Raw genomic sequence first — 26811 nt, forward strand, 5'->3', positions numbered from 1 at the left:
TATGCTATCTGGTCAATGTGTCTTGGTGGGCGCAGTTTCCAGCGGCTCTTCGGCCGGCGATTCGGCCACGACATCGGCGCCGGCGCTCTCGGCGGCGGGCGCGGGCTCACCTTCAGCCGCCGGCGCTGCGCCATGGGCGCCGCCGGCGGGCTTCTTTTCCTTGCCCTTTGCCGCGTTTGTCGTCGAGCCGACCGCGACCGGGTCGACGCAATCCTCTGGATCCTCGAAACCGGCGCTGATCATGGCGATCTCGTCCACCGGCAGATCGATCCGCTCGCCGAAGAACAGCCCGTTTTCGCTGGCCTTGCCGTCATAGTAGCGCGCCGTGTAGGACTTGTCGTCGAGGCCGGGAACGGTCTTGTCGGGATGCGGGATATAGACGACATCGGCGCCGATCGCCCGGCCGCGAAGGTCGGCGCGCAATGTCGGGCCGTTCTCGTCGAGCACCACCACCTGAACCAGATCCGGCTTCTGCGCGGCATAAACGGCCTGGGCGACACGAAGCGCGGTCCTGACGCGCGTCATCCCGTCGGTCGGTTCGGTCTTGATGTATTTGCGCACCCAGATGTGGTTCTGCTTGCGGATCGTCACCAGATTAACATCGCTGCATTCGAGCCCGGAACCGCCACCGGCGGCACCCATCAGCCTGTCCTTGCCGACATAAACGGCCGCGCCGCCGGAAACGCCCGCCAGAAGAGCGACTCCACCGATGATGATTGCCAATTTCCGGGAAGGCCGGAACATGCGCAGTAAGGCCTTCACGCCAACTGCTCCGCCATCTGAAACTCCAACGCAGGACAAGTGCTGATAATGCTAAGGAAATGACGTTTCTGAAAGTTTAAGTGGGCGTGCGAAGCCTGCACCATTTTGAAAAAACACCAAAAAAGGTCCGCATTTTCCGAGCGCTTGCCACGGCCTGTTCCGCCATGCTCTAAACGCTGATGGCCTTCACGCTTCGCCAGGTTCAATATTTTGTCGCCGTCGCCGAACAAGGATCGGTAACGCGCGCTGCACAGAACCTGTCGATCTCGCAATCCTCGGTGACGGAAGCGCTGAAAGAGCTCGAAACCGACCTCGGCGTTGCGCTCTTCGAGCGCCATCCGCGCGGCCTGAGCATCACTCACAATGGCCATCAATTCCTTCGTCACGCGACGAAGATCCTCGCCTCCGTCTCCGATGCGCGCACCAGCTTCTCCGGCCAGCAAAGCGCGCTTTCCGGCACACTCAACATCGGCGTCACCTCGCTCGTCGCCGGCTACGTGCTCTCCGATCTCCTGGCGCGATACCGGCGCGCCTGCCCTGGAATCGAGGTCAGCGCCATCGAGGACAATGGCGGTTATCTCGAGCATCTTCTGGTCGGCGGCGAACTCGACGTCGCTGTCATGGTAATCTCGAACCTGCGCGACCGCATGGCGCTGCAGGCCGAGATCCTTGAAACCTCGCCCTATCGGCTCTGGCTGCCGATGGGCCATCCGCTGGTGTCGGCCGACATCATCTCGGTCGCCGACATCGCCCGCGAGCCGCTGATCATGCTGACGGTCGACGAAATCGAGGAGAATACCGGCAAACTGCTCTCGGCGCTCGGCGCCCGCCCGCATGTCGCCTTCCGCACCCGCTCGGTGGAAGCGGTGCGCAGCCTGGTGGCGACAGGCGCTGGCGTGGCGCTGCTGCCCGATCTCGTCTACCGCCCGTGGTCGCTGGAAGGCGACCGCATCGAGAGCCGCGACGTTTCCGGCTCACTGCCGGTCGTCCAGGTCGGCATGGTCTGGCGCAAGGGCTCCAGCCTGCCGCAGGCGGCCCGCGATTTCGTCGGCATCGCCGAAAGTCTGCGCTCCGGCCGCATCCGCTGATATCGGAATTTCCGATAACGCCTTTCTGATAAATGAATTTGCGAAAGCGGGCTTTTCGCGTCACCTTTTCATCCGGGAACAAACCGCCACGGAAAGTGGCAAGACCGGGAGACGGATGATGACGCATCTCTTGAAATCCTGCACGGCAGGACTCGCCTGCCTGAGCTTCGCGACACAGGTGATCGCCGCCGAACCGCTGAAGGCGCTCGGCAAGGGCGAAGGAGCGGTCAGCATCGTCGCCTGGGCCGGCTATATCGAACGCGGCGAAACCGACAAGAATTACGACTGGGTTACCGGCTTCGAAAAGGAGACCGGCTGCAAGGTTTCCGTCAAGACCGCCGCCACCTCGGATGAAATGGTCTCGCTGATGAACGAGGGCGGCTTCGATCTCGTCACGGCATCGGGCGACGCCTCGCTTCGCCTCATCGCCGGCAAGCGTGTCCAGCCGATCAACACCGATCTGATCCCGAGCTTCAAGACGGTCGACGAGCGGCTGCAGAAAGGCCCGTGGTATACGGTCGGCGACGTGCATTACGGCGTGCCCTACCTCTGGGGGCCGAATGTACTGATGTACAACACCGACGCCTTCAAGGACAAGGCGCCGACCAGTTGGAACGTCGTCTTCGAGGAGCAGACGCTGCCCGACGGCAAGTCGAACAAGGGCCGCGTTCAGGCCTATGACGGCGCGATCTATATCGCCGACGCCGCCCTCTATCTGATGGCCCACAAGCCGGATCTCGGCATCAAGGATCCCTACGAGCTGACCGAGGACCAGTACAAAGCCGCCCTCAACCTGTTGCGCGGCCAGCGCAAGCTCGTCTCGCGCTATTGGCACGACGCGATGATCCAGATCGACGACTTCAAGAACGAGGGCGTTGTCGCCTCCGGCTCCTGGCCGTTCCAGGTCAATCTGCTGCAGGCCGACAAGCAGAAGATCGCCTCCACCTTCCCGGAGGAGGGCGTCACCGGCTGGGCCGACACCACCATGCTGCACGCCGACAGCCAACATCCGAACTGCGCCTATATGTGGATGGAACATTCGCTGCAGGCCAAGGTCCAGGGCGACGCCGCCGCCTGGTTCGGCGCCGTGCCCTCCGTTCCCGCCGCCTGCAAGGGCAACGCACTCATGGGTGATGCCGGCTGCGCCACCAACGGCTTCGATCACTTCGACAAGATCAAGTTCTGGAAGACCCCGGTCGCCAAATGCACAACGCAGAGCGAATGCGTGCCATACCATCGCTGGGTGTCGGACTATATCGGCGTGATCGGCGGGCGGTAATTGCAAGTCGGCTTGTGTGGTTGAAGACCCCTCCCCAACCCCTCCCCACAAGGGGGAGGGGCTATAGGTGCACCGCCTCACTCCTCTCTGAAAGCCGAATTCTTCGCGAGGGTGCGGCAAGTTAAGCCCCTCCCCCTTGTGGGGAGGGGTTTGGGGCGGGGTCTTTTTAAGCCCGGACCAAAGCCCTCTCTAAACATGCAAGACCCGGAGTCCTCCATGACCTCAGCCGTCCGTTTCCAGCAGGTATCGCGCCATTTCGGCCAGGTTCGCGCCGTCGACGGCGTCGACCTCGAGATCGCGCCTGGCGAATTCTTCGCCATGCTCGGTCCGTCCGGCTCCGGCAAGACGACGTGCCTGAGATTGATCGCCGGCTTCGAACAGCCGAGCGCCGGCCATATCCAGATCTTCGGCGAGACGGCCGACGGCATCCCGCCCTATCGCCGCAACGTCAACACCGTGTTCCAGGACTACGCGCTCTTCCCGCATCTCAACATCCTCGACAATGTCGCCTACGGGCTGATGGTCAAGGGCGTCGGCAAGGCGGAACGGATGAAGGCGGCCGGCGATGCGCTCGATCTCGTCAAGCTGCCGGGCTACGGCGCCCGCCGCCCCGGTCAACTGTCCGGCGGCCAGCGGCAGCGTGTGGCGCTCGCCCGCGCCCTCGTCAACAAGCCGAAAGTGTTGCTGCTCGACGAGCCGCTCGGCGCGCTGGACCTGAAGCTGCGCGAGCAGATGCAGGAGGAATTGAAGAGCCTGCAGCGCGCGCTCGGCATCACCTTCGTCTTCGTCACGCATGATCAGGGCGAGGCGCTGTCCATGGCCGATCGTGTCGCCGTCTTCAACAATGGCAACATCGTCCAGGAAGGCACACCGCAGGATATTTACCGCCGCCCGAAGACCCGTTTCGTCGCCGATTTCGTCGGCTCCTCGAATGTGATCGCGCCTGAACTGATGGCCGCGCTCGGCGGCGAGAAACGCTGGGCGAGCCTGCGCCCCGAAGCGATCCGCCTGGCAAGCGACGGCGTCGAAGCGACGATCGAAAATGCAAGCTTCCTCGGCGCCGCCACCCGTCTCAGCGTCGATCTCAAGGGCAGCCGGCTGCATGTCATGCTGCCAGCCGGCGCGCCGGTGCCTGACCTCGGTGCCGGTATCCGCCTCGCCTGGCAGCCGGCCGATATCCACTACATGGACGATGCGGCATGACGGCGCTCACCCTGTCCAGCGGCAAGACATCGATCCGTCCGGGACGCGGCGGGTTCTTCGGCCGGCTGTCGGATACGTTCTGGCGGCATCCGAAGCTCTTGCTCTTCCTGATGCTGACGCCGCCGCTGCTCTGGCTCGGCATCATCTATATCGGCTCGCTGATCGCCCTGCTGCTGCAGAGCTTCTTCTCGATCGACGATTTTTCCGGGCTGGTGAATTACGAATTCACCCTTGCGACCTACGCCCAGCTGCTGAGCCCGACGAATTTCGACATCATCATCCGCACCGTCGTCATGGCCGCGCTGGTCACGGTGGCTTCCGCGCTGATCGCCTTTCCGATCGCCTATTACGCGGCGCGTTATGCACAGGGCAAATGGAAGGCGCTCTTCTACCTCGGCGTCATGCTGCCGCTGTGGTCGAGCTATCTCGTCAAGATCTACGCCTGGAAGCTGATCCTCTCCAAGGAAGGCATCCTGACCTGGATCCTCGAGAAGCTCCATCTCGCCTGGCTGCTCGACGGCATCCTCAATCTGCCCGTCGTCGGCGGCAATTCGCTGTCGGTGAGCTATCTCGGCACCTTCATCGTCTTCGTCTATATCTGGCTGCCCTATATGATCCTGCCGACCCAGGCGGCCCTCGAGCGGGTGCCCGGCAATTTGATCGAGGCCTCGGCCGATCTCGGCGCCACGCCGCGCCAGACCTTCCGCACTGTGCTTCTGCCCTTGGCGCTGCCCGGCATCGTTGCCGGTTCGATCTTCACCTTCTCGCTGACATTGGGCGATTACATCATCCCGCAGATCATCGGCTCGTCGAGGCTCTTCATTGGCCAGGCGGTCTATGCCCAGCAGGGAACCGCCGGCAACGTGCCGCTGGCGGCGGCCTTTTCCGTCGTGCCGATCGTCATCATGGCGCTTTATCTGTCGCTCGCCAAAAAGCTGGGAGCCTTCGATGCGCTCTGACCTCAAGAGATCGCCGCTGCCCTTAAAGATCGCCGCCGCTGGCGGGCTGCTCTTCCTGCACCTGCCGATCCTGCTGATCTTCATCTATGCCTTCACGACCGAGGAAAAGAGCTATCAATGGCCGCCGCCCGGCCTGACGCTACAATGGTTCGCCGTCGCCTGGGACCGGCCGGATGTCTGGTCGGCGCTCGGTCTTTCCGTGCAGGTCGCCGTCATTGCCACGGCGATCGCGCTGGTGCTCGGCACACTCTGCGCGGCGGCCGTCAGCCAGACGAAATTCTTTGGTCGTGAGGCGATCTCGCTGCTGGTCATCCTGCCGATCGCCCTTCCCGGCATCATCACCGGCATTGCGCTGCGCTCTGCCTTCAGCCTGTTCGACGTCCCGTTTTCGGTCTGGACCATCGTGCTCGGCCACGCCACCTTCTGCGTGGTCGTCGTCTACAACAATGCGGTCGCCCGCTTCCGCCGCACCTCCGGCTCGCTGATCGAGGCGTCGATGGACCTCGGCGCCGATGGCTTCCAGACCTTCCGCCATATCATCCTGCCGAATATCGGCACCGCGCTGCTCGCCGGCGGCATGCTGGCCTTCGCGCTGTCCTTCGACGAGGTCATCGTCACCACCTTCACCGGCGGCCAGCAATCGACCTTGCCGATCTGGATGCTCGAAGAACTCATCCGCCCACGCCAGCGCCCGGTCACCAATGTGGTCGCCATGGTGGTGGTGCTCGTCACTTTCCTGCCGATCCTGGCAGCCTATTACCTCACCCGCGACGGCGACCAGATTGCCGGCGCCGGCAAATAACAGGGAGAACATCATGGATACCCAGATGCTGATCGGTTCGCGTTTCGAAAAGGGCACGGAGACGGAAGAGCACATCCTGAACCCGAAGACCGGCGAGACGGTGATCGACCTTCCCGAAGCCTCGCTGTCCCAGATCGACGCCGCCGTCGATGCCGCCGAAAAAGCCTTCGCAGGCTGGTCGCAGACGACGCCGGGCGAACGTTCCGGCTACCTGCTGAAGATCGCCGATGCCATCGAGAAGGATGCCGCCGGCTTCGCCACGCTCGAGGCTTTGAATTGCGGCAAGCCGATCAATGCTGTGCTGAACGACGAGATCCCGGCGATTGTCGATTGTTATCGCTTCTTCGCCGGCGCCGTGCGCAACCTGCACGCACCGGCCGCCGGCGAATATCTGCCCGGCCACACCTCGATGATCCGCCGCGATCCGATCGGCATCGTCGGCTCGATCGCGCCGTGGAACTATCCGCTGATGATGATGGCCTGGAAGCTGGCGCCGGCAATCGCCGGCGGCAATACCGTCGTCTTCAAGCCGTCGGAGCAGACGCCGCTGACGGCGCTGAAGATGGCGAAGCTGCTTTCCGACATCCTGCCCGAAGGCGTCGTCAACGTCATCCTCGGCCGCGGCGAAAGCGTCGGCAACGCGCTGATCAATCATGCCAAGATTAGCATGATCTCGATCACCGGCGATGTCGCCACCGGCAAGAAGGTGCTGCAGGCCGCCGCCAAGACGGTCAAGCGCACCCATCTGGAACTCGGCGGCAAGGCCCCGGTCATCGTCTTCGACGACGCCGATGTCGACGCCGTCGTCTCAGGCATCCGCACCTTCGGCTATTACAATGCCGGCCAGGACTGCACCGCCGCCTGCCGGATCTACGCCGACGCCAGGGTCTACGACAATTTCGTCGCCGATCTCTCCTCGGCCGTCGCAAGCATCCGCTTCAACCAGGCCGACGACACCGAAAACGAGATCGGCCCGCTGATCTCCAGGCGTCAGCGCGACCGCGTCGAGAGCTTCGTCGCCCGCGCCTCGGAACACAAGCACATGGAGATCACCACCGGCGGCAAGGTCTCCGGCGACAAGGGCTTCTTCTTCACGCCGACCGTCATAGCAGGCGCGTTGCAGGACGATGAGATCGTCCGCCGCGAGGTCTTCGGGCCGGTCGTCTCGGTCACCCGCTTTTCCCAAGCCGACGATGCCGTCGCCTGGGCAAACGACAGCGACTACGGCCTCGCCTCCTCCGTCTGGACCAAGGATATCGGCCGCGGCATGAAGACCGCCGCGCGGCTGCAATATGGCTGCACCTGGATCAACACGCATTTCATGCTGGCCAACGAGATGCCGCATGGCGGCCTCAAACAATCGGGCTACGGCAAGGACATGTCGGCCTATGCGCTCGAGGATTACACCGCGGTGCGCCACGTGATGATCAATCACGGCTGAGCGGCGAGAAAGAAGGATCCGGAGAGGCGCCGTCGGGGAGACCGTATGCAAGGGGAATTGACCACCGCCGCTCCGGATCATTAGCCTCGTTGGCAGAGCCCGCAATGCCGTCTCATCCGAAGCCATCCGGAACAATTTCCCGGCTGCCGCGTCTTCAAGGCAAAAGCAAAGGATGATGCCATGCTGAAATGGGCTCTGATATTTTTCGTCATTTCGATCGTCGCCGGCTTCTTCGGTTTTTCCGGTGTCTCCGCGGCCACCGCGACCATCGCCCGCGTTCTCTTCGGCATCGCGCTGGTGATCTTCCTGATCTTCCTCGTCCTTGCGCTGATGGCCGGACAGGCGATCCTATGAGCAGCTGCTTCTAACAGAAGGTGAGATCGGCGGAAGCGCTATAGCCGCAATCGGCCGGATATCCTGGCTTTTCAGGAGAGCACCGCCCGCAGCCAGGGATGCAGTCTGTTTGTTCGCTTTCGCAGCAGATTGTCGATCGATATCGATCCGGCGCCGGACGCCGCCAGCACGAACATGCCCCCGGCAATCGCCAGGTCTTTCTCGAAATGCAGGAGTTCGTTCTGGCTGGCAAAATTCGTGTGAAAGAGCAAGGCGGTCGCCAGGCAGAAGAGCGCCAATGCGAATGCGCCGAGCCGGCTGAGGAAACCCGTCGCGAGCGAAAGGCCGGCGCCGATCTGAAGGGCAATGGTAGCAACTGCAACCGGCACCGAAAGCCCCAGTTCTGCGAAAGTGTCGATGGTCGCGGTGATATTCATCGCAAGTGACCAACCCTCATGCAGGAAGATCAGCGACAGCAGAAGCCTGCCCAGGAGAAGAATGACATCGGCCGGCCCGGGCCGGCTTGAGGCGCTTTCCATCATACCCTCCTGTACTCAGCTATTCGACCTTGCCGCCTTCGCATGTGATGGCTCTCTGGCTCGGATCCTCACGGCTGCGGCGATAGGGCGCATTATAGCAGGCTCGCCCCGACATTGATCGCCAGCGCCAGGATCGTCGTATTGAACAGGAACGACAGCACGGCATGCAGCAGTGTCAGCTTGCGCATGCTGGTCGAACTGACCGCGACATCCGCCGTCTGCGCGGCAACGCCGATGGTAAAGGAGAAATAGAGGAAATCCCAGTAACCGGGCTCTTCGATCCCGTCAGGAAACTTGAGGCCGCCCTCCTCGTCGGCACCACCATAAAAATAGTGGGCGTAATGGATGGTGAAGAGCGTGTGCAGAAAGATCCAGGAGATCAGGATCGTCAGCACCGCGGCGCCCGCGCGCGCCAGCGCGACGTCAGGTGTTGCTTCCTTGATCGAATGAAGCTCAATGCCGATACCGGCGATGCTCGCAAGTGCTGCACCGATCGAAAGCGCCAAAAGGACGGTGTCGGAGAAATCGAGGTCCGCGGAGCGTTTCCGGATGCTTTCAACCGTCGCCCGCAGCATCTTGCGCCAGCTGAGCGCGACAAAAACGCCGGCGCTGATATTCCAGCCGAACAAGATGTTGCCGGCACTGACGTCGCGCGAGGTCACAGCCAAGAAGACCACTAGTCCGGCAAGGACCGATATGATGAAGCTCGCATGCTTGTAGGCAAATGCCGCAAGGGAATTTGCCTGTTCCTCATCCACCATACCAGTCTCCGACAGCATATGCCCTTGATAACAGCACGAAAAAGGCGCGCCTGCCAGCGGCAGCCGCGCCTTCGATTGCATGCCGTGCTCTATCAGGCGGCGGCGAGCTGCAGTTCCTTCTGCACCATGGTGCGCAATGTTCCGAGATCCTTGGCGAAAGCGCGAATGCCTTCGGCGAGTTTTTCCGTCGCCATCGCGTCTTCGTTCATCAGCCAGCGGAAGGTCTTCTCGTCGACAGAGACCTTCGGATCCGGCTTGCGGCTCTCCGGCGAGAGCTTGCGCTCTAGCTTGCCTTCATCCTTGGCGAGCTCGTCGAGCAGGTTCGGGCTGATGGTCAGGCGGTCGCAGCCGGCAAGGGCTTCGATTTCGCCGGCACTGCGGAAGGAGGCGCCCATGACGATCGTCTTGATATCGTTCGCCTTGTAATAGTTGTAGATTTCACGGACGGAGATGACGCCCGGATCTTCCTCGGCCGTGTAGTCCTTACCGGTTGATTTCTTGTACCAGTCGAGAATGCGGCCGACGAAGGGCGAGATCAGGAACACTTTCGCGTCGGCGCAGGCGATCGCCTGGGCCTTGCTGAAGAGAAGCGTCAGGTTGCAGTCGATGCCTTCCTTCTGCAGCACTTCGGCGGCGCGGATGCCTTCCCAGGTGGAGGCGAGCTTGATGAGGATGCGGTCCTGATCGATGCCGCGGTCCTTGTAGGCGGCGATGATCGACCGAGCCTTGGCAAGCGAAGCCTCGGTGTCGAAGGACAGATCGGCGTCGACCTCCGTCGAAACACGGCCCGGCACGAGCTTCACCAGCGCGGCGCCGACCGAGATGGCGAGTCGGTCGGCGACGGCCGAAGACACGGCTTCGGAATTGCCGCCCTTTTTCTTGCCCCAGGCGACGGCTTCCTTGATGGCGTCGGCAAACATCGGCGTTCCCAGCGCCTTCAGCACGATGCTCGGGTTCGTCGTGCAATCCACGGGCTTCAGGCGGGCGACGGCCTCGATGTCGCCGGTATCGGCGACGACGGTGGTAATCTCGCGGAGTTGGTCAAGCTTGGATGTCATGGTCAATAATCCTTGTTGAACTTGGGCTGCGACCGGCGCGAGTTCCGCCCGGCAAAGGTGATCTACCGACAGGCTGTCTGCATGCTGCAGGCGAAAAGGCGCGCATCCGTCACGGATGATTCATAAACGTGAAGGACAGTGGCCGTGTTCCCGCAGGCAAACCGCACGCTGAACGCCGGCGATGCCGCCTGCGGCTGGAAGGCCGGTCGTGACTTTCGGCATGCCCGCACTATGTCCTCCTCGGACGGACAGAACGATTTCGTGTCGCCAGGACTATCACCGTTCGCCCGCGGAAAAGTCAAGGACATTTGTGCATTTCAATTGACATAAGTGTCACACCCGTCATTATCCCCCCAACAACGCGCCGTGGCAGCCGTTCATCCCCTGAGGGATCTAGGGCAAAAATTCGGCTGGAGGAGATGTGGTCAAGCTCAAACGCGGCACACACACGGCCTATTCCGAAGCGTCTTCGCTGCGGCTGAGGGCGGCATGGCTCTACTATAATGAAGGCCTGACCCAGAAGGACGTCGCCGAACAGCTCGGCATCAGCCGCACCACCGTCATCCGCCTGCTCGACGAGGCGATGAAGCGCAGCGAAGTCCAGATCTGGATCAACGATTCGATTGGCGACTGCGTCGAGCTTTCGGTGAGACTGGAGCGCGCCTACGGCCTCGACGAAGCGATTGTCGTTCCGGCACCGGTCAATGGCGACGTCGACGCGCTGGCCAGGAATGTCGGCCTGGCGCTCGGCCAGTTCCTGTCCGAAGCCATCCCCGACGATTACACCATCGGCGTCGGCTGGGGCCGCACGATGACCGCTTCGCTGTCGAGCTTCCGGCCGCCGCGCCGCGCCAATTGCAAGGTCGTCTCGCTGCTCGGCGGCATCGTCGCCGTGCACCAGACGAACCCGATCGATTACACATGGCGGCTGGCCAACCAGCTCGGTGCCGAATGTTATATGTTCCTGGCGCCGCTCCTCGTCGATTCCGTCGAGACCAAGCGCAATCTGATCGAGAAATGCGGGCTCGACACGATCTACCGTCTGGCCGAGAGCCTCGATCTGGCGATCGTCAGCTGCGGCGATATCGGCCCGCATTCGACCTCGCTGTCGGAGGGCTGGATCTCGAAGGCCGAGCTGCAGGAACTGATCGATGCCGGCTGCGTCTGCGACACGATGTTCAACTTCCTCGATGAGGACGGCAATTCGGTCGACCACTCGATCAATCGTCGCGTCATGTCCGTCGATCTCGACACACTGAAGGAGGCCAAACATATCGTGCTCTCCTCCGGCGGCGCCCACCGCGCCGTCGCCATCCGTGCGACCATCAAACGCATCGGGTGCAACACGCTGATCACCGATGAAAGTGCTGCGCGCGCACTGCTGGAATTGGCCGACACATCTCCGGCTGCCTCTTCTCCCCAGCGGGGAGAAGTGCCGGAGCGATAGCGAGGCGATGAGGGGGTGAGCGACGCTAGGAGCGAACGGTCGGAGCGACAAGCGACGACCGACCTCCCACTCCGCCTATCAGGCGTGCGCCGACTCCCAGCCAAGCATCGCCCGCTTGCGGGTCAAACCCCAATGGTAGCCGGTCAGCGCGCCGTTCTTGCCGACTGCCCGGTGGCATGGCACCACGAAGGAGATCGGGTTGGCCCCGACCGCCGCCCCCACGGCGCGCTGCGCCGTCGGCCGGCCGATATCCTTGGCGATATCGGAATAGGTGACCGCCTTGCCGAACGGGATTTTCATCAGGCTTTGCCAGACGCTGACCTGGAAATCCGTGCCGATCAGCACGACCCGCAGCGGCTGTTCCGAGGACCATTTGCCGGGCTCGAAGATGCGGGCGGCATAGGGAACCGTCGCCTGCAGGTCCTCGACATATTGGGCATTCGGCCAGCGGCAGGTCATATCCTCGAGGCAGGCCTTCTCGTCGCCGGAATCGCTGAAGGCAAGGCCGGCAAGGCCTCGGTCGGTCACCATGATAAGCGCAACGCCGAAGGGGCAGATGTGGAAGCCGTAGCGGATGGTGAGACCGCCGCCCTTCGCCTTCCATTCGCCAGGCGACATCGCCTCATGGGTTACGAAGAGATCGTGAAGCCGGCTCGGGCCGGAGAGGCCGACCTCGATCGAGGTCTCCAGCAGCGGCATGTCTTCCTGGCGCAGCAGCCGCTTGGCGTGATCGAGCGTCACCGCCTGCAGGAAGCCCTTGGGCGACAGGCCGGCCCAGCGGGTGAAGGTCTTCTGCAACTGCGTCGGCGACTGGTTGAGCCGCGCCGCGATCGCCTCCAGCGAAGGCTGGTCGCGATAATCCTCGGTGATGAGTTCGATCACCCGGCGGACAATGTCGTAATCCGGGCCGTCAGGTGTGATGTCTGTTTGCAGGTTCGCAATCATATTCATCGTCTTTCTCCTTGTCACAAGGAGATAATCAATAGGGTGTTTGCAAACCACCCGTTTCTTGCGCACCCGGCGGATAGGCTCAAATACGCTGTTTAACCGTAGCGAGCGCCCCCTTGAAGGCCTTGGCAAAACTTTCGCGATCGTCGGGATTGAGGAAGGAACCGATATCGGTGCGCCGGCCCTCTCCGAAGATCTGCATGGAAAGGATGCCGATCTCCTGGTGTCGGCGAACGAGAAAGCGCGCCCAGAACGGGTTGAAGTGATGCTCGACCATCCGTCCCGATGGTGCGAACTTGCGCACCGAAACGTCGGTACGCGACACCGTCACCTCCTCACGCGCCCTGCCGGAGCGGTAGCTCAGCCAGAAGGCGCCGTAGAGCAGGGCGAAATCCAGCCCGAAGAAGAAGCCGATCGGCCAGGCGCCGGTGGCGACGAAGAACATGCCGTAGAGGAAGCAGATGGCACCGGACAGGATAAGCAGCACCCTGAAGCCCCGGCGGCCGAGCGACCGGTGGGGGAAGAGCTCGGCGGCGAAAACAGGCTGCTCGCTGGAGCTGTCGGCGTTGCTTTCCATCATAGCTGGTGAGTATAGATTCCCTATGGCGAATCCGAAACTTAAATCCGCAACCAAACCATCGCAAAACTTGAATGTGATCGCCCGCCGCAAGCCGGCGGCGGCGGTGAAGACCGCTTATTCGCTGGCCGAGCGCGAGGAGGTCTTCCGCCGCTTCTCGGTGCAGCGGCCGGAACCGAGGGGCGAGCTCGAGCACAGCAATCCTTTTACCCTCGTCGTCGCCGTCGCCCTGTCGGCGCAGGCGACCGATGTCGGTGTCAACAAGGCGACGCGCGCGCTTTTCAAGGTGGCCGATACGCCGGAAAAGATGCTCGATCTCGGAGAGGAGCGGCTGCGCGATTACATCAAGACGATCGGCCTCTATCGCAACAAGGCGAAAAACGTCATCGCACTCTCGCAGATGCTGGTCGATGATTTCGCCGGCAAGGTGCCGGAGACACGCGACGAACTGGTGAAATTGCCGGGGGTCGGCCGCAAGACCGCCAATGTCGTACTCTCAATGGCCTTCGGCCAGGCAACGATGGCCGTCGACACGCATATCTTCCGCATCGCCAATCGCATCCGGCTTGCCCCGGGCAAGACGCCTGACGAGGTCGAGACGCGGCTGATGAAGGTGATCCCGCAACATTACCTCTATCACGCCCATCACTGGCTGATCCTGCACGGGCGCTATACCTGCAAGGCGCGCCGCCCCGAATGCGAGCGCTGTGTTATCGCCGATCTCTGCAAGTCGCCGGAGAAAAGTTGGGATGTGCCGGCCCCACTCGTCGAGCTACCGCCGCAGGTGATTGGCGAGGCCGTCGAGTAAGGCTGCAATCGCCTGCTCGTAATCCTGCCTCTTCCCGCCCGCTTCGATCGCGATCGCCGCACGGTCGAATGCGGCCGACAGCAGCGATGTCAGCGGCTCGAGCAGGCTTCCTGCCGCGGGCATCAGTGCTGCAAGTCCTCTACGCAAACTCGCCTCCGCATTCTCGGCATCCAGTGCCGCAGTCGCCGGCAAGCCGAGCACGGCGGGCGCTTCCATCAGCAGCAGCCGCGTTCGCCCGGGCTGTGCCATTGCGGTGAAATAGGCCGAAGCGCCGACAATCAGCGCGTCGCGCGGCCCATCCTCCGACGCTGAAGACGCCTCGATTGTCTTGGCTACCTCTTGCATTTCGGCCGCGATCACCGCGCGGAAGAGCGCCCTCTTGTCCTCGAAATGATGGTAAAGCGCCCCACGCGTCACCCCTGCGGCGGTGACGATCTCCGGCGTCGCCGTGTCGGCATAACCCCTCTCGACAAAGAGACGCCGGCCGGCATCGATCAGCGCCTGCCTCGTCTGTTCGGTTCTCTCGCGATTGCTCCGGCTCATGGGTCTATTTACATACAAACTGATTGTATGTTAATGGCTAAAAACATACAGACTGCATGTAAAATAGAAAGGGAGCGAGACATGAAATCGACCAGCTATTATCCGGTCATCATGACCGGCGACGTCACCGGCACCGCCAGCTTCTACTGCACGCATTTCGGCTTCAACGCGCTGTTCGAAAGCGATTGGTACGTTCATCTGCAATCGGCCGAGGCAGAGCACATAGCGCTCGCCGTCCTTGACGGCAGCCACGAGACTATCCCGGCCGTGGCCCGCGGCAGGATCTCCGGCCTGCTGCTCAATTTCGAGGTCGAGGATGTCGACCGTGTCTACGAAACCTGCCGGAGCGCCGGCCTGCCAATTCTGCGAGAGCTCCGCGATGAGGATTTCGGCCAGCGGCATTTCATCACGGCCGATCCGAACGGGGTGCTGATCGATATCATCACGCCGATTCCGCCGAGCGCCGAATTCGCAGCGATGTACGCCGCCGCGGCCCTGCCCGGCTGAACTCACCCCCGAAAGCCGGCATTGCGTGCGGAAATCATCTTGTGCAGATGCACCATCATGCCGGCGGCAAAGAGCGGCGTCAGAAGATTGACGAAGGGGATCGCCAGAAACAGCGCGATCACCAGCCCGCCAAGAAAGACGGTGGAGGCATGTTCGGCGCGGAAGAGCCGCGCCTCCTCGGGCGAACGGAAGCGCATGGCGGCGAATTCGAAAAACTCCCGTCCGAGCAGATAGCCGTTGACCAGAAAGAAGGCGATCAGATTGACGCCGGGGATGAACAGCAGCAGCAGCGCAACGATATTGCCAAGGATCACCACGCCGAGGAACTTGACCGAGCTTGAGATCGCCGGGCCGAGCGGCATGGCGGTGCCCGCCGCATCCCTGGGATAATCGCGTTTTTCGATGACGTCGGCGACATCGTCGAGAAACAGGCCGGCGATCAGCGCCGTGACCGGCGAAAGCAGCAACGCCAGCATCAGCGCAAGGCCGATACCGGCAAGGACTGCAAAAACCAGGGCGAGCCATCCCGCCCAATCCGGCAGATCGGGAAAGAAGCTGGTGAGCCAGGGAAAGAGGAAAGCCATGAAGGCCCCGCGCAACGCGAACCAGAGTCCGGCCAGCACGAGAATCGTCAGGCCGAGCACTTTCCAGAAGACCGAGCGTGTTTCCGGCGCGAACAAATTGGTCAACGACAGTCGAGCGGCGTCAAGGATCATGTCTCAGGCGTCTCCGGTTGCGCGGAAGATGTAGGAAAGATTGATGCCACCGACAAGAGAGAATAAAATTGCATGCGGTAATAGAAAACTTGTCGAAAATTAAATGCTAATATAGTATTGTCGCCTATCAATATGCATGGGCCTGAGAAGCAGCTTCCGAAATAGTTGCAAAGACAAGGGGTCGCAACAGCGCATCCACGGAACGCCTCTGAGGTAAAACGGGGGAGGCTGATGTGGAAGACTTTGTCCAAAAACTCAGGCAATACGCAAAAACCGGCACACCGGCCGAACGCCGTATCGCGAAATATTTCACCGAACACCTGAACGACCTGCCGTTCGAGACGGCTGCCTCAGTCGCCGACAGGCTGGATCTGTCGCCGATGACCGTCGGGCGCTTCCTGCGCGCGCTCGGCTATCAGGGATTGGACAGCGTCAAAGTGGAAATTCGCGAGACCGTGACGACATCGCCTGCGCAATTGCAGAGCGCCATGAGCGAGTTGCATCAGGACGCCGCCGAGGGCAAACCGCTCGCCGTGCTGGTTGCCGAACAGATCCAGGCTCTCCACCATATCTATCATCTGACGGCGCAGCCGCACTGGTCCGAAGCCGTCAATCTGATCAGCACCGCCCGCGAAGTGTCGATCGCCACGCATGCCCGGCTCGCGAGCCTTGCCCATCATTTCTGCCAGCGGCTGACACAAGCCCGCGACGGCGTCCGCACACTCGACGGCGCCGACAACCGTTTTGCCGAACTCTTCGCCAGGCTGGCGGTCGACGACGCGCTGCTCGTCATCATCGATTGTCGCCGCTTCGCCAAGGCCCGGCTGCTTGCCCGGACCGCGCGGCGCTACGGCTATAAGGTCGTGCTCATTTCACCGCAGCAGGCGGACTGGATGGCGGACCAGTCGAACGTCATGCTGCCCTTGCCGCCCGCCCGCGCGCCCGATCTCGACAATCTGCCGCCGCTGATCGCGCTGCTCGATTGTCTGTCGGAATCGGTCATCCTCGAAGTCGGAGAAGAGGCCGCTCTTCGCCGCCGCCGCATGATGGAATTCGCCACCGTCCTCGGCGAGGCGGCGAACCACTGAACCGTTACTGCATTGTCTCAAGCTCGGCGCGGTGCCGGTGCATGGCGAGTAGACGGCGGTAGTCGCGGTCGTAGAGCGCCTGTTTTGCCTTGTCGGGAAGCCGTTCATCGCCGCCCGGATACATCGCTTCGCCGGCCGCCCCCAGATCGCCGTGCAAGCCGCAGGCGACGGATGCGGCGATCGCCGTGCCGAGTAGCACCGCCTCGTTCATCTTCGGCACCACGACCTTGCAGCCGGTGGCATCGCTGTAGAGCTCCATCAGCACCGGGTTCTTCACATGCCCGCCGGCAATATGCAGCGTATCGGGCACGTAGCCGTATTCCTTCATCATTTCCAGTATATGGCGGATGCCGAGCGCAATCGCCACGGCAGTGCGCCAGTAGAGCGTGCAGAGACCATCGAAGGATGTATCGAGGCTCAGCCCGCTGATGACGCCGACGGCGTGCGGATCGGCGAGCGGCGAGCGGTTGCCATGGAAATCCGGCAGCACGAAAATCCGCGCCCCGAAGGCATCGCCCTCTTCGGCCCGCAATTCGGCGATGCGCGCGACGATCCTCTGATGCAGCGCCGCCGTCGGCTCGCCGCCGGCGGCATGCATGCGCACGATATGGTCGAGCAGTGCGCCGGTCGCCGATTGCCCGGCCTCCACCAGCCAGGATTGCGGGAAGACCGCTTCGTAATAGGGGCCCCACATGCCATGGCTCGGCTTGCGCTGCCTGGAGAAGGTGACGATACAGCTCGACGTGCCGGCGATCAGCGCCAGTTGGTGCTCGCGCTTCGCTGGATCGGCGGCATAACCCCCGAGTGCGCCGAGCGCGCCGGCATAGGCGTCGATCATCCCGGCCGAGACATGGCAGTCCGTGGTCAGCCCCAGCGCCTCCGCCGCAGCGGGCGTCAGCCGGCCGACGCTGCCGCCGACCGGCACCGTCTCGTCCGGCAGCTGGCCGCGCGCCTGAAGGTCCTCGAGGCCGATGCGCTCCAGGAACTCCTGCTGCCAGCCCTTTTCGAGATGGGCGAGATAATTCCATTTCGCGGTCAGCGTGCAGCGAGAGCGGGCAGCCGATCCGGTTGATTTCCACGTCATGAAATCGGCGAGATCGAAGAAGTAACCGGCTCTTTCCCATGTGGAGGGCAGCTTCTTCTTCAGCCACATCAGCTTCGGCATCTCCATTTCAGGCGACATGACATGCCCGGAATGTTCGAGCACCGCGTGCTCCGTCGCCGTGCAGAAATCGGCTTCCTTCAGCGCCCGGTGATCGAGCCAGACGATCGTGTCGAAACGCCTTTCGCCGCCGATGGAAACGCTGAGCTGCCGGCCTTCGACGTCACGCACGACAAGCGAGCAGGTGGCGTCGAAGCCGATCGCGCCGACCGAGGCGGCGGCAATGCCGGACTGCTGCATCGCCCTCTTCACCGCCGTGCAGGCGGCGGACCAGATATCCTCGGAATCGTGTTCGGCATGGTTCTCGCGCGGCCGGTTCATCACGATCGGATGTTCGGCCTTGGCGAGCAGGCGGCCACGGGCATCGAAGACGCCGGCGCGCGCACTGCCGGTGCCGACATCCACCGCAACCACATGATCCCGCATCAAATCTTGATCCCGTCCAGCTTATGGTTGCGGACAAGGTGGATCAATTCAGGCATGGCGTCAAACACCACTTCCGGCGAAAGCCGGTCGAGTTCGGCACGGTATCCGGCGAAGTTGGCATGCGAGCCGCCGGTGAAGGCGAAGACCGCCATACCTGCCGCCTTGGCGGCTGCAACGCCGGCCGGGCTGTCCTCGACGACAATGCAATGCGCAGGCTCCACCTGCATTTCGCGCGCCGCATGCAGGAAAAGATCGGGCGCCGGTTTGCCGCGCTTGACCATCGTCGCGCTGAAGATGTCGGGCAGTCTGTCGAGAAGTCCGGTGACGGACAGCGACAGCCGAATCCGCTCCATCTGGCTTGAGGAGGCGACGCAGCAGCGAACGCCGAGCCCATCGATCGTCGCGGCAATACCTTCGATCGGTTGCAGTTCGGTGCGAAACCGGCTGTAGAGATCGGTGCGGATGCGCTCGAGGAATTCTTCCCCGGCATGGACGTTGAATTCGGTTTCCAGCGTATCGATGAGGGTCGACAGGCTGCGGCCGAGAAAACGCTCATAGGCCTGGTCCTCGGTGATCGCGACGCCGAGATCGTTCATCGCCGCGACCAGCACGCTGATCGAGATCGGCTCGCTGTCGACGAGCACGCCGTCGCAATCGAAGATGATCAGCCGTGGTTCAGAATCAGCCATGGAGGACCCAACCTGAGTTCAATTTCGCACACCCGACCGTCCCGCTTCCCCGCAAGGCCGGATGGACGGCGGCAACGAGCCGCCATCCGGATTTCCTACACTGCGAGCTTGCCGTCGAGATAGAGCTGCAGCGTCTCCCGCGTGCCCTTTTCCCACAGGGTTTTGAGAGCATGGGCGAAACGCTTGCGGAAAAGTTCGGATTTCGCCACCTCGCCGAAGATGTCATCGAAGACGAGGAAGGCTGACGGATCGTCCTTGGCCTTCACAGCCGCCGCATGCAGGCGCTCGGCGCTGGCATCGTTGAAGACGATATCCTTGCCGCTGTCGGTCTTGCCGGCGAAATAACGGCACCAGAGCGCCGAGACCAGTGCCAGGCCGACGACATCCCGGCCCTGGCGGAGATTGTCGAGCGTCGACGGCAGGATGAATTTCGGCTGGCGGTTCGATCCGTCCTGGGCCAGGCGCGGAATGGTGTCGGCAATCTTCGGATTGAGAAGCCGATGTTCGATCAACGCAAAGTAATCGGTCAGCGAGGTGTTCGGCACCGGCGGCACGATCGGAATGATCTCGTCGTTCTCGAGCTTCGCCAGGAAGGCACGGATGAGCGGATCCTCCATGGAATCGTGCACGAAATGAATGTCCATCAGCGCCGCCGGATAGGCGATCGCCGCATGCCCGCCGTTGAGGATGCGGATCTTCATATGCTCATAGGGCGTGACGTCGGGAACGAAGGTGACGCCGACCTTTTCCAGCGCCGGCCGGCCGGCGGTGAACTTGTCCTCCAACACCCATTGCTTGAATTCCTCGCAATAGACCGGCCAATTGTCCTCGATCTCGAAATTGTCCCGGAGGAAATCGATCTCCCGCTGGCCGGTCGCCGGCGTGATGCGGTCGACCATCGCATTCGGGAAGGCGACATTCGCCCGGATCCACTCGGCAAAGCCGGGGTCGGAAAGGGCCGCCGTGCCGACCACAGCATTGGCGGTGACGGTGCCGTTATGGGGAATGTTGTCGCAGGACATGACGGTGAAGGGACCGATGCCCTTTTCCCGACGCGCCTTCAGGCCGGCGACGATCAGGCCGAAGACCGTCTTCGGCGCGTTGGGATTGTTTCCGTCGGCGGCAATCGCCCGATGGGCCGGATTGAAGGTGCCCGATGCATCGATGAAATAACCGCCCTCGGTGATCGTCAGCGAGACGATGCGGATTTCGGGGTCGGCAAGCCTGGCGATGATGGCGGCGGGGTCGCCGACCGGCAGGATGTCGATCATCGGCGCAGTGACCCGCGCCGCGGTCTTGTTGTTGTCCTGCTCGACCACCGTCGTCAGGAAATCCTGGGCCGCGAGCTTCTCGCGCATGGCGGCATCGGACGGCAGCACGCCGGCGCCGACGATCGCCCAGTCGTGATCCCCGCCCTGATTGAAGAGATCGTCGAGATAGATCGCCTGGTGGGCGCGGTGGAAATTGCCGACGCCGAAGTGCACGATGCCGGCTTTCAGCGACGCCCTGTCATATCCGGGGATGGCGGCGGTGCGAGCCGCGTCCGAAAGCGTTGCCAGCGATAGTTTGCACGTCATGTTCCAGTCCTCTTGAAGGTCTTGCCGAGACGGCCGGACGCCATCGCCCGGCTCGCATGCCTGCCCTCAGCCGGCCGCCCGCCTCAGATGGCAAGGCCGCCCTCGTTGAATTTGTGGATGCGCGAACGGTCCGGCGTCAGGTAGACGGTATCGCCCGCCTTGGCGGCAAAATCGCCGCTGCCGCGCGCCGTCACCATGCCGATCTCCTCGGCATCGATATGCAGGAAGGTGTCGGAGCCGAGGTGTTCGGCGACCACGACCCGGCCCTTCCAGTCACCGCTCTCCATCGACAACAGCACATGCTCGGGACGGATGCCGATCGTATGGGCGCCGAGCTGGGCGGCGTTCTGGCCCTTGATGAAATTCATCTTCGGCGAGCCGATGAAGCCGGCGACGAAAAGGTTGCGCGGGCGGCTGTAGAGTTCCAGCGGCGAGCCGACCTGCTCGATATTGCCCCGGTTCAGGACGACGATCTTGTCGGCCATGGTCATGGCCTCGACCTGGTCGTGAGTGACGTAGACCATCGTCGTCTTCAGCTGCTGGTGCAGCTCGCTGATTTCAAGGCGCATGTTGACGCGCAGCGCCGCGTCGAGGTTCGACAGCGGCTCGTCGAACAGAAAGGCCGAAGGCTGGCGGACGATGGCGCGGCCGATCGCGACGCGCTGGCGCTGGCCGCCGGAAAGCTGGCGCGGCTTGCGTTCGAGATAATCGGTCAGGTTCAGCACGCGGGCCGCATCCGTCACTTTGCGGTCGATCTCCGCCTTGTCGACGCCCGCCATCTTCAGCGGGAAGGCGATGTTGTTGCGCACGCTCATATGCGGATAGAGCGCATAGGACTGGAACACCATGGCAAGGCCGCGTTCCGACGGCGCCTTTTCGGTGGCGTCCCGGCCGTCGATGACGATCTTGCCGCCGGAGACATCCTCGAGCCCGGCAATCAGTCGCAGCAGCGTGGACTTGCCGCAGCCCGACGGGCCGACGAAGACAACGAATTCGCCGTCCCTGATATCGAGATCGATCGAAGGGATGACCTTGGCTTCGCCGAAGACCTTGGAAACCTTCTGAAGGGTAATGCTGCCCATGTTTGTCTCCCTTTATCTTTATTTCACAGCGCCGAAGGTCAGGCCGCGGACGAGTTGTTTCTGGCTGAACCAGCCGAGGATCAGGATCGGCGCGATCGCCATGGTCGAGGCCGCCGAGAGCTTGGCGTAGAACAGGCCCTCCGGGCTGGAATAGGAAGCAATGAAGGCCGTCAGCGGCGCCGCCTTCGAGGCGGTGAGATTGAGGGTCCAGAAAGCCTCGTTCCAGGCAAGGATGATGTTCAAAAGCAGCGTCGAGGCGATGCCGGGCACCGCCATGGGCGTCAGCACGTAGACGATCTCCTTCATCAGCGACGCCCCGTCCATGCGGGCCGCCTCGAGGATCTCGCCGGGAATTTCCTTGAAATAGGTGTAAAGCATCCAGACGATGATCGGCAGGTTGATCAGCGTCAGCACAATGACGAGCCCGGTGCGCGTGTCGAGCAGGCCGGAATTGCGGAACAGCAGATAGATCGGAATCAGCGCGCCCACAGGCGGCATCATCTTGGTCGACAGCATCCACATCAGCACGTCCTTGGTCCGCTTGGTCGGCGAAAACGCCATCGCCCAGGCGGCCGGGATGGCGATGATCAGGCCGATCAGCGTCGAGCCGAAGGAAATGATCACCGAGTTCATGAAGTGGCTGAGATAGTTCGACCGGCTTTGCACCTCCGCATAGTTCTCCGTCGTCCAGTGGAAGAACAGGAACTGCGGCGGCGAGGCGATGGCGTCGGCTTCCGACTTGAAGCTGGTGAGGAACGTCCACAGGATCGGGAAGAAGATCAGGATGCCGAGCGTCCAGGCAATCGCGGTGACGATGACCTTGCGTCGGGTTGTGACTTTTCTGGCCATATCAAGCCTCCAGATTCTTGCCGACGAGGCGCACGAGGAAGATCGCAACGATATTGGCCAGCACAACCGCGACGATACCGCCCGCCGATGCGCCGCCGATGTCGAACTGCAGCAGCGCCTGCGCATAGACGAGATAGGTGAGGTTGGTGCTGTCGGTGCCCGGCCCGCCATTGGTGGTGACGAGGATTTCGGCAAAGACCGAAAGCAGGAAGATCGTCTGGATCAGGATCACCACGGTGATGGCGCGGGCCATGTGCGGCAGGATGATGTAGATGAATTTCGAGATCGCCCCGGCCCCGTCCATTTCGGCCGCTTCCTTCTGCTCCTCGTCGAGCGACTGCAGCGCGGTCAGCATGATGAGGGTGGCGAAGGGCAGCCATTGCCAGGCGACGATGAGGATGACGGAAAACAGCGGCGCATTCGCCAGCCAGTCGATCGGCTGCAGGCCGAGCGCCTTGGCAAGATGGGCGAAGAGGCCGTTCACCGGGTTCATGAACATGTTCTTCCACACCAGCGCCGCCACCGTCGGCATGACGAAGAACGGCGCAATGACCAGGATGCGCACGATGCCCTGGCCATACATCGGCTGATCGAGCAGCAGCGCAAAGGCAATGCCGCCGATGACGGTGATCAGCAACACGCCGGCGACGAGCAGCAGCGTATTGACCAATGCGGCAAAGAAGGCCGGATCGGACAGGAAATATTCGTAATTCAGAAAGCCGACGAAGCTTTCCATGCCGGGATTGAGTAGATTGTAGTTCAGCGTCGAGAAATAGATCGTCATCGCCAGCGGGACGATCATCCATGCAAAGAGGAGCAGCACGGAGGGCGCAATCATCAGGCGCGCTGCGGAGCGGGTATGCAAGGTTGCCATGGCAATCACCGATCTGATCTGAAGCGGGGAGCGGCCGCAGGAAAGCTTTATCTGAAAAAGCGGCCGCCGATGCAGTTCGGGCATCGGCGGCCCAGAGGGGCGGATTGTCAAGGATCCGCCTCTTGCTCAGGAGGAGTTATTTAATGTAGCCGGCCTTGGTCATTTCACGCGTTGCCAGCTGCTGTGCGCTCTGCAAGGCCTGCTCGACCGAAATCTGGCCGGCAAGCGCTGCCGAGAACTGCTGCCCCACCGCCGTACCGATGCCCTGGAATTCCGGGATCGCCACGAACTGAACGCCGACATAGGGGACCGGCTTGACGGTCGGCTTGGTCGGATCGGCCGAGTTGATCGAGTCGAGCGTCATCTTGGCGAACGAAGCCGCCTTCTGGTAGTCCGCATTCGCATAGAGCGACTTGCGGGTGCCCGGAGGTGCGTTCAACCAGCCTTCCTTCTCGGCGACGAGATTGCTGTAGTCCTTGCTCGTCGCCCAGGCGACGAACTTCTCGGCAGCTTCCGCCTTCTGCGTCCCTGCCGGGACGGCGAGGCTCCAGGCCCAGAGCCAGTTGCCGCGCTTGCCGAGGCCCTTGTCCGGGGCGAGCGCAAAGCCGACCTTGTCGGCGACCTGCGACTGCTTCGGATCGGCAACGAAGGAAGCGGCAACCGTTGCGTCGATCCACATGCCGCACTTGCCGGTCTGGAAGAGTGCCAGGTTCTCGTTGAAGCCGTTGGAGGAAGCGCCCGGAGGGCCGGCATCCTTCATCAGCTTGACGTAGAAATCGAGCGTGTCCTTCCACTCCGGCTGATCGAACTGCGGCTTCCACTTCTCGTCGAACCAGCGCGCGCCGAAGGAGTTGGACATGGCCGTCAGGAAGGCCATATTCTCACCCCAGCCGGCCTTTCCACGCAGGCAGATGCCGTAGATTTCCTTGTCCTTGTTGGTGACCTTGCGGGCTGCGTCCGCGATGAAATCCCAGGTCGGGGCGTCGGGCATCTTCAGCCCGGCGGCGTCGAACAGGTCCTTGCGGTACATCACCATCGAACTTTCGCCGTAGAATGGCGCAGCATAGAGCTTGCCGTCCACGGTCAGGCCGCTGCGGATCGCCGGCAGCAGGTCGTCGACGTCATAATTGGCGCCGAGATTGTCGAGCGGCAGCAGCCAGCCCTGCTTTGCCCAGATCGGAACCTCATAGGTACCGATCGTCAGAACGTCGTACTGGCCGCCCTTGGTGGCGATGTCGGTCGTGACCTTCTGGCGCAGCACGTTCTCTTCGAGGGTAACCCATTCGAGGTCGATACCGGGATTCTTCGCCTTGAAATCATCCGTCAGCTTCTGCATCCGGATCATGTCACCGTTGTTCACGGTCGCGATTGTCAGCGTCTCGGCCGAAGCCATGCCGGCAAACGCCAGTGCTGAGCAGGCGCCCAGCAGAAAAGTTCTCAATGTCATATCTTCCTCCCAGAAGACGGGTGTGTGAGCATTCGCTTCGCTCATGGGCAATTACTCAATAAACGATACAGAATGTCAATCGGCAATCGTTGCTGCGGTGCCGAAGAAGTTAGTTATCGCATTGATTTAACTATTGTATTTTTTGCTCAATTCCTGAGCAAAAACTCAGCCGTCTCTTCGTCGGTGATCAGGGCATTGATCTGATGACCGACAACCGCAGCCCGGATCGCCTTGAACTTGCGCTTGCCCTTGGCCAGCCCGATGACCATCGAGGCATCGCGGGAGGGGATCGGCGCCGAGGCGACGCGCTCGTTGATCGGGTTGTCGAGCAAGCTGCCGTCGGCATCGAAGATCCAGCCGCATATCTCGCCGACCGCGCCGCCGCGCATCAGCTCCATCATCTCGTCCTTCTCGAGGAAACCGTCGACACAGAGCGGCCCGTCGATGCCGAGTTCGCCGATGCCGACGAAGGTGACATCGGCCTGCGCGCTCATGTCGAGCGTCGAGCGCACCAGTTGCTGGCCGTGCAGCAGTTCCCGCTCCTCCGCCGAGGTGACAAGCACCGGTAGCGGCATCGGAAAATGCCGTGCCTTCACCGCATCCGCCATGCTGAAGATGACGTTGTAATAGGCAGCCGATCCGTCCGGGGCGATATTGCCGGTCAGTGAAACGATGCGGTGATTGGGACATTCAATCGCCGGAAGCTGGTCGACGGCCGCCTTCAGCGTGCGGCCGGTCCCAACGGCAAGCACGATCGGCTCGGCCCGCTTCAGCCAGCGCTCGATTTCCGCCGCCGCCGCCTCGGCGATGCCGATGGTCGTCGACGAGGAACCGGGATCGCTCGGCACCACTTCCACATGTTTCAGCCCGAATTTCCGCCGCAGCTGACTGCCGAGTTCAAGGCAGGCGGCGATCGGATGATCGAGCCGCACCTTGATCAGACGCTCGGCGACCGCCAGCGATACCAGCCGCTGCGCCGACTGGCGCGAGATCCCCATCGAGGCGGCGATTTCATCCTGCGTGCGCCCGGCGACGTAATAGAGCCAGCCGGCACGCGCCGCATCGTCGAGCCGTGCAGGGGTCTCGGATCTTTTTGCCATCTACTGCCTACCACGCAAAGTGAGCCGGCTTGCCGGTGCCGGACATGAATCTGTATCGCGCCAGATCAAAACAAAATTCCGGCAAATGTCGAGCCTGTTGAAAAGAGCTCCGCCAAATAACCAACGTCGCGCTGGCAAACCCACTCAGGCGAACCCCATTCAGGCGAACCATTGCACAACAAGATAGACCGCCGTCTTCACCAGACCGTAGATCACGCCGCCGGCAACAACCAGCGACACGGCCGTCATGATAAAGCCGATCAGCGCGAAGAGCCCGTCGCGGCCCAATATGCCGAAAGCGAAGACCGAGATCGTGATCGCCGGCAGCATATTGCCGAGCGGGACCGGCAGCAGCAGCACGATCGACAGCAGCAGGCAGGCGGCCCCGGCGAGATATTCCGCCGGCGGCTCGGCGAAGATCGCCAGCCTCGGCTTCAGCATCCGCTCCGCCCAGGCGAGCCAGCGGTGGATGCGGCCGACAATGGATTCGAAATCCTCCCGCCGCATCGAGCGGTCGGCAATCAATCGCGGCAGCCAGGGCTTCAGCCCGAAGGTCAGCTGCGCCGCCAAAAAGACCAGTGGCGCGCCGAGCACGGCCGAGGTCCCGGGCGGTGTCGGAAACGCGTTCGGCAGCGCGAAGATCAGCATCAGCGCGCTGATCGCCCTGTCGCCCATCGTCTGGAACAGATCGCCGATCGAAATCCGCTCCCGGCTCCGGTCGGCGGCCAGTTGCCGCAGGATGGATG

Annotated in this window: 28 protein-coding genes; 11 read left to right on the plus strand and 17 right to left on the minus strand. The window is 62.3% G+C overall.

Translation table 11 applies throughout. The annotated features are described in order from the left end of the window. Positions 1-12: 12 nt before the first annotated feature. The gene (locus tag AMK05_RS19710) at positions 13-762 is read right to left on the minus strand and encodes a hypothetical protein (RefSeq protein WP_064840779.1); all 750 of its coding nucleotides are present in this window, start codon (positions 760-762) and stop codon (positions 13-15) included. A 179-nt stretch (positions 763-941) separates the two neighbouring features. On the opposite strand from AMK05_RS19710, the gene AMK05_RS19715 reads away from it, so the two are divergent. The 7 genes from AMK05_RS19715 (at position 942) to AMK05_RS19745 (ending at position 7888) form a co-directional block, all read left to right on the plus strand. Beyond that, positions 942-1850, plus strand: coding sequence for a LysR family transcriptional regulator (locus AMK05_RS19715; RefSeq protein ID WP_064840780.1), 909 nt, complete (start codon positions 942-944; stop codon positions 1848-1850). A gap of 118 nt (positions 1851-1968) precedes the next feature. Beyond that, complete coding sequence (locus AMK05_RS19720) at positions 1969-3129, plus strand: ABC transporter substrate-binding protein (protein WP_064841456.1); 1161 nt, start codon at positions 1969-1971, stop codon at positions 3127-3129. A 216-nt stretch (positions 3130-3345) separates the two neighbouring features. Continuing rightward, positions 3346-4332 carry an ABC transporter ATP-binding protein gene (locus AMK05_RS19725; RefSeq protein ID WP_064840781.1) on the plus strand — a complete coding sequence of 329 codons (987 nt, stop codon included), beginning with the start codon at positions 3346-3348 and terminating at the stop codon, positions 4330-4332. Then, positions 4329-5291 (plus strand): ABC transporter permease, encoded by a 963-nt coding sequence (locus AMK05_RS19730; RefSeq protein ID WP_064840782.1) that lies wholly within the window; start codon positions 4329-4331, stop codon positions 5289-5291. Before AMK05_RS19725 ends, AMK05_RS19730 begins: the two co-directional genes overlap by 4 nt. Then, entirely contained in the window at positions 5281-6093 is an 813-nt protein-coding gene (locus AMK05_RS19735) for an ABC transporter permease (RefSeq protein WP_064840783.1), read from the plus strand. The genes AMK05_RS19730 and AMK05_RS19735 overlap by 11 nt, the downstream gene beginning before the upstream one ends. Before the next feature lie 13 nt (positions 6094-6106). Further along, positions 6107-7534 (plus strand): gamma-aminobutyraldehyde dehydrogenase, encoded by a 1428-nt coding sequence (locus tag AMK05_RS19740; protein WP_064840784.1) that lies wholly within the window; start codon positions 6107-6109, stop codon positions 7532-7534. Between the two features lie 180 nt (positions 7535-7714). Beyond that, positions 7715-7888 carry a DUF1328 domain-containing protein gene (locus tag AMK05_RS19745; protein WP_003566688.1) on the plus strand — a complete coding sequence of 58 codons (174 nt, stop codon included), beginning with the start codon at positions 7715-7717 and terminating at the stop codon, positions 7886-7888. A gap of 71 nt (positions 7889-7959) precedes the next feature. Here AMK05_RS19745 and AMK05_RS19750 read toward each other — a convergent pair whose 3' ends face one another. The 3 genes from AMK05_RS19750 to tal all read right to left on the minus strand — a co-directional run bounded on the left by AMK05_RS19750 (position 7960) and on the right by tal (position 10225). Continuing rightward, positions 7960-8409, minus strand: a complete 450-nt coding sequence (locus AMK05_RS19750) for a DoxX family protein (protein ID WP_064840785.1) — start codon at positions 8407-8409, stop codon at positions 7960-7962. Between the two features lie 89 nt (positions 8410-8498). After that, on the minus strand, positions 8499-9167 hold the full coding sequence (locus tag AMK05_RS19755) for a DUF1345 domain-containing protein (RefSeq protein ID WP_064840786.1): 669 nt from the start codon (positions 9165-9167) through the stop codon (positions 8499-8501). A gap of 92 nt (positions 9168-9259) precedes the next feature. Continuing rightward, positions 9260-10225 carry a transaldolase gene (gene tal, locus AMK05_RS19760; protein ID WP_064840787.1) on the minus strand — a complete coding sequence of 322 codons (966 nt, stop codon included), beginning with the start codon at positions 10223-10225 and terminating at the stop codon, positions 9260-9262. Positions 10226-10646: 421 nt separating this feature from the next. Here tal and AMK05_RS19765 point away from each other — a divergent pair, with 421 nt between their 5' ends. Next, a complete protein-coding gene (locus AMK05_RS19765; protein ID WP_064840788.1) occupies positions 10647-11672 on the plus strand; it encodes a sugar-binding transcriptional regulator in 1026 nt (341 codons plus the stop codon). A gap of 78 nt (positions 11673-11750) precedes the next feature. Here AMK05_RS19765 and AMK05_RS19770 read toward each other — a convergent pair whose 3' ends face one another. Beyond that, positions 11751-12623, minus strand: a complete 873-nt coding sequence (locus tag AMK05_RS19770; RefSeq protein WP_064840789.1) for a methylated-DNA--[protein]-cysteine S-methyltransferase — start codon at positions 12621-12623, stop codon at positions 11751-11753. A gap of 79 nt (positions 12624-12702) precedes the next feature. Beyond that, positions 12703-13200 carry a DUF2244 domain-containing protein gene (locus AMK05_RS19775; protein WP_064840790.1) on the minus strand — a complete coding sequence of 166 codons (498 nt, stop codon included), beginning with the start codon at positions 13198-13200 and terminating at the stop codon, positions 12703-12705. A 22-nt stretch (positions 13201-13222) separates the two neighbouring features. Here AMK05_RS19775 and nth point away from each other — a divergent pair, with 22 nt between their 5' ends. Next, entirely contained in the window at positions 13223-14005 is a 783-nt protein-coding gene (gene nth, locus AMK05_RS19780) for an endonuclease III (protein WP_064840791.1), read from the plus strand. On the opposite strand, the gene AMK05_RS19785 is transcribed toward nth, so the two are convergent. Continuing rightward, positions 13970-14548 carry a TetR/AcrR family transcriptional regulator gene (locus tag AMK05_RS19785; protein WP_064840792.1) on the minus strand — a complete coding sequence of 193 codons (579 nt, stop codon included), beginning with the start codon at positions 14546-14548 and terminating at the stop codon, positions 13970-13972. The genes nth and AMK05_RS19785 overlap by 36 nt on opposite strands. 81 nt (positions 14549-14629) lie before the next feature. On the opposite strand from AMK05_RS19785, the gene AMK05_RS19790 reads away from it, so the two are divergent. After that, positions 14630-15055 carry a VOC family protein gene (locus tag AMK05_RS19790; RefSeq protein WP_064840793.1) on the plus strand — a complete coding sequence of 142 codons (426 nt, stop codon included), beginning with the start codon at positions 14630-14632 and terminating at the stop codon, positions 15053-15055. A 2-nt stretch (positions 15056-15057) separates the two neighbouring features. Here the strand turns inward: AMK05_RS19790 and AMK05_RS19795 are convergent, their stop codons facing one another. Continuing rightward, positions 15058-15771: a sulfate transporter family protein gene (locus AMK05_RS19795; protein ID WP_064840794.1), complete on the minus strand. Its 714-nt coding sequence runs from the start codon at positions 15769-15771 to the stop codon at positions 15058-15060. Positions 15772-16004: 233 nt separating this feature from the next. On the opposite strand from AMK05_RS19795, the gene AMK05_RS19800 reads away from it, so the two are divergent. Beyond that, entirely contained in the window at positions 16005-16859 is an 855-nt protein-coding gene (locus AMK05_RS19800; RefSeq protein ID WP_064840795.1) for a MurR/RpiR family transcriptional regulator, read from the plus strand. Positions 16860-16863: 4 nt separating this feature from the next. Here the strand turns inward: AMK05_RS19800 and AMK05_RS19805 are convergent, their stop codons facing one another. The 9 genes from AMK05_RS19805 to AMK05_RS19845 form a co-directional block, all read right to left on the minus strand. Then, on the minus strand, positions 16864-18447 hold the full coding sequence (locus tag AMK05_RS19805) for an FGGY-family carbohydrate kinase (protein WP_064840796.1): 1584 nt from the start codon (positions 18445-18447) through the stop codon (positions 16864-16866). Further along, positions 18447-19136 carry an HAD family hydrolase gene (locus AMK05_RS19810; RefSeq protein WP_064840797.1) on the minus strand — a complete coding sequence of 230 codons (690 nt, stop codon included), beginning with the start codon at positions 19134-19136 and terminating at the stop codon, positions 18447-18449. Before AMK05_RS19810 ends, AMK05_RS19805 begins: the two co-directional genes overlap by 1 nt. Before the next feature lie 95 nt (positions 19137-19231). Further along, positions 19232-20713, minus strand: a complete 1482-nt coding sequence (locus AMK05_RS19815; protein WP_064840798.1) for a mannitol dehydrogenase family protein — start codon at positions 20711-20713, stop codon at positions 19232-19234. A gap of 83 nt (positions 20714-20796) precedes the next feature. Then, positions 20797-21795, minus strand: a complete 999-nt coding sequence (locus AMK05_RS19820) for an ABC transporter ATP-binding protein (RefSeq protein WP_064840799.1) — start codon at positions 21793-21795, stop codon at positions 20797-20799. A gap of 18 nt (positions 21796-21813) precedes the next feature. Further along, positions 21814-22644, minus strand: coding sequence for a carbohydrate ABC transporter permease (locus AMK05_RS19825; protein WP_003590144.1), 831 nt, complete (start codon positions 22642-22644; stop codon positions 21814-21816). A 1-nt stretch (position 22645) separates the two neighbouring features. Then, positions 22646-23518, minus strand: a complete 873-nt coding sequence (locus AMK05_RS19830; RefSeq protein WP_064841457.1) for a carbohydrate ABC transporter permease — start codon at positions 23516-23518, stop codon at positions 22646-22648. A 136-nt stretch (positions 23519-23654) separates the two neighbouring features. Continuing rightward, positions 23655-24965 (minus strand): ABC transporter substrate-binding protein, encoded by a 1311-nt coding sequence (locus AMK05_RS19835; protein WP_064840800.1) that lies wholly within the window; start codon positions 24963-24965, stop codon positions 23655-23657. A 146-nt stretch (positions 24966-25111) separates the two neighbouring features. Continuing rightward, positions 25112-26065, minus strand: coding sequence for a sugar-binding transcriptional regulator (locus AMK05_RS19840; protein ID WP_064819038.1), 954 nt, complete (start codon positions 26063-26065; stop codon positions 25112-25114). Positions 26066-26224: 159 nt separating this feature from the next. Further along, entirely contained in the window at positions 26225-26803 is a 579-nt protein-coding gene (locus AMK05_RS19845; RefSeq protein WP_171899835.1) for an exopolysaccharide biosynthesis protein, read from the minus strand. Positions 26804-26811: the final 8 nt, after the last annotated feature.

Source organism: Rhizobium sp. N324, from assembly GCF_001664485.1.
Taxonomy (GTDB): Bacteria; Pseudomonadota; Alphaproteobacteria; order Rhizobiales; family Rhizobiaceae; genus Rhizobium.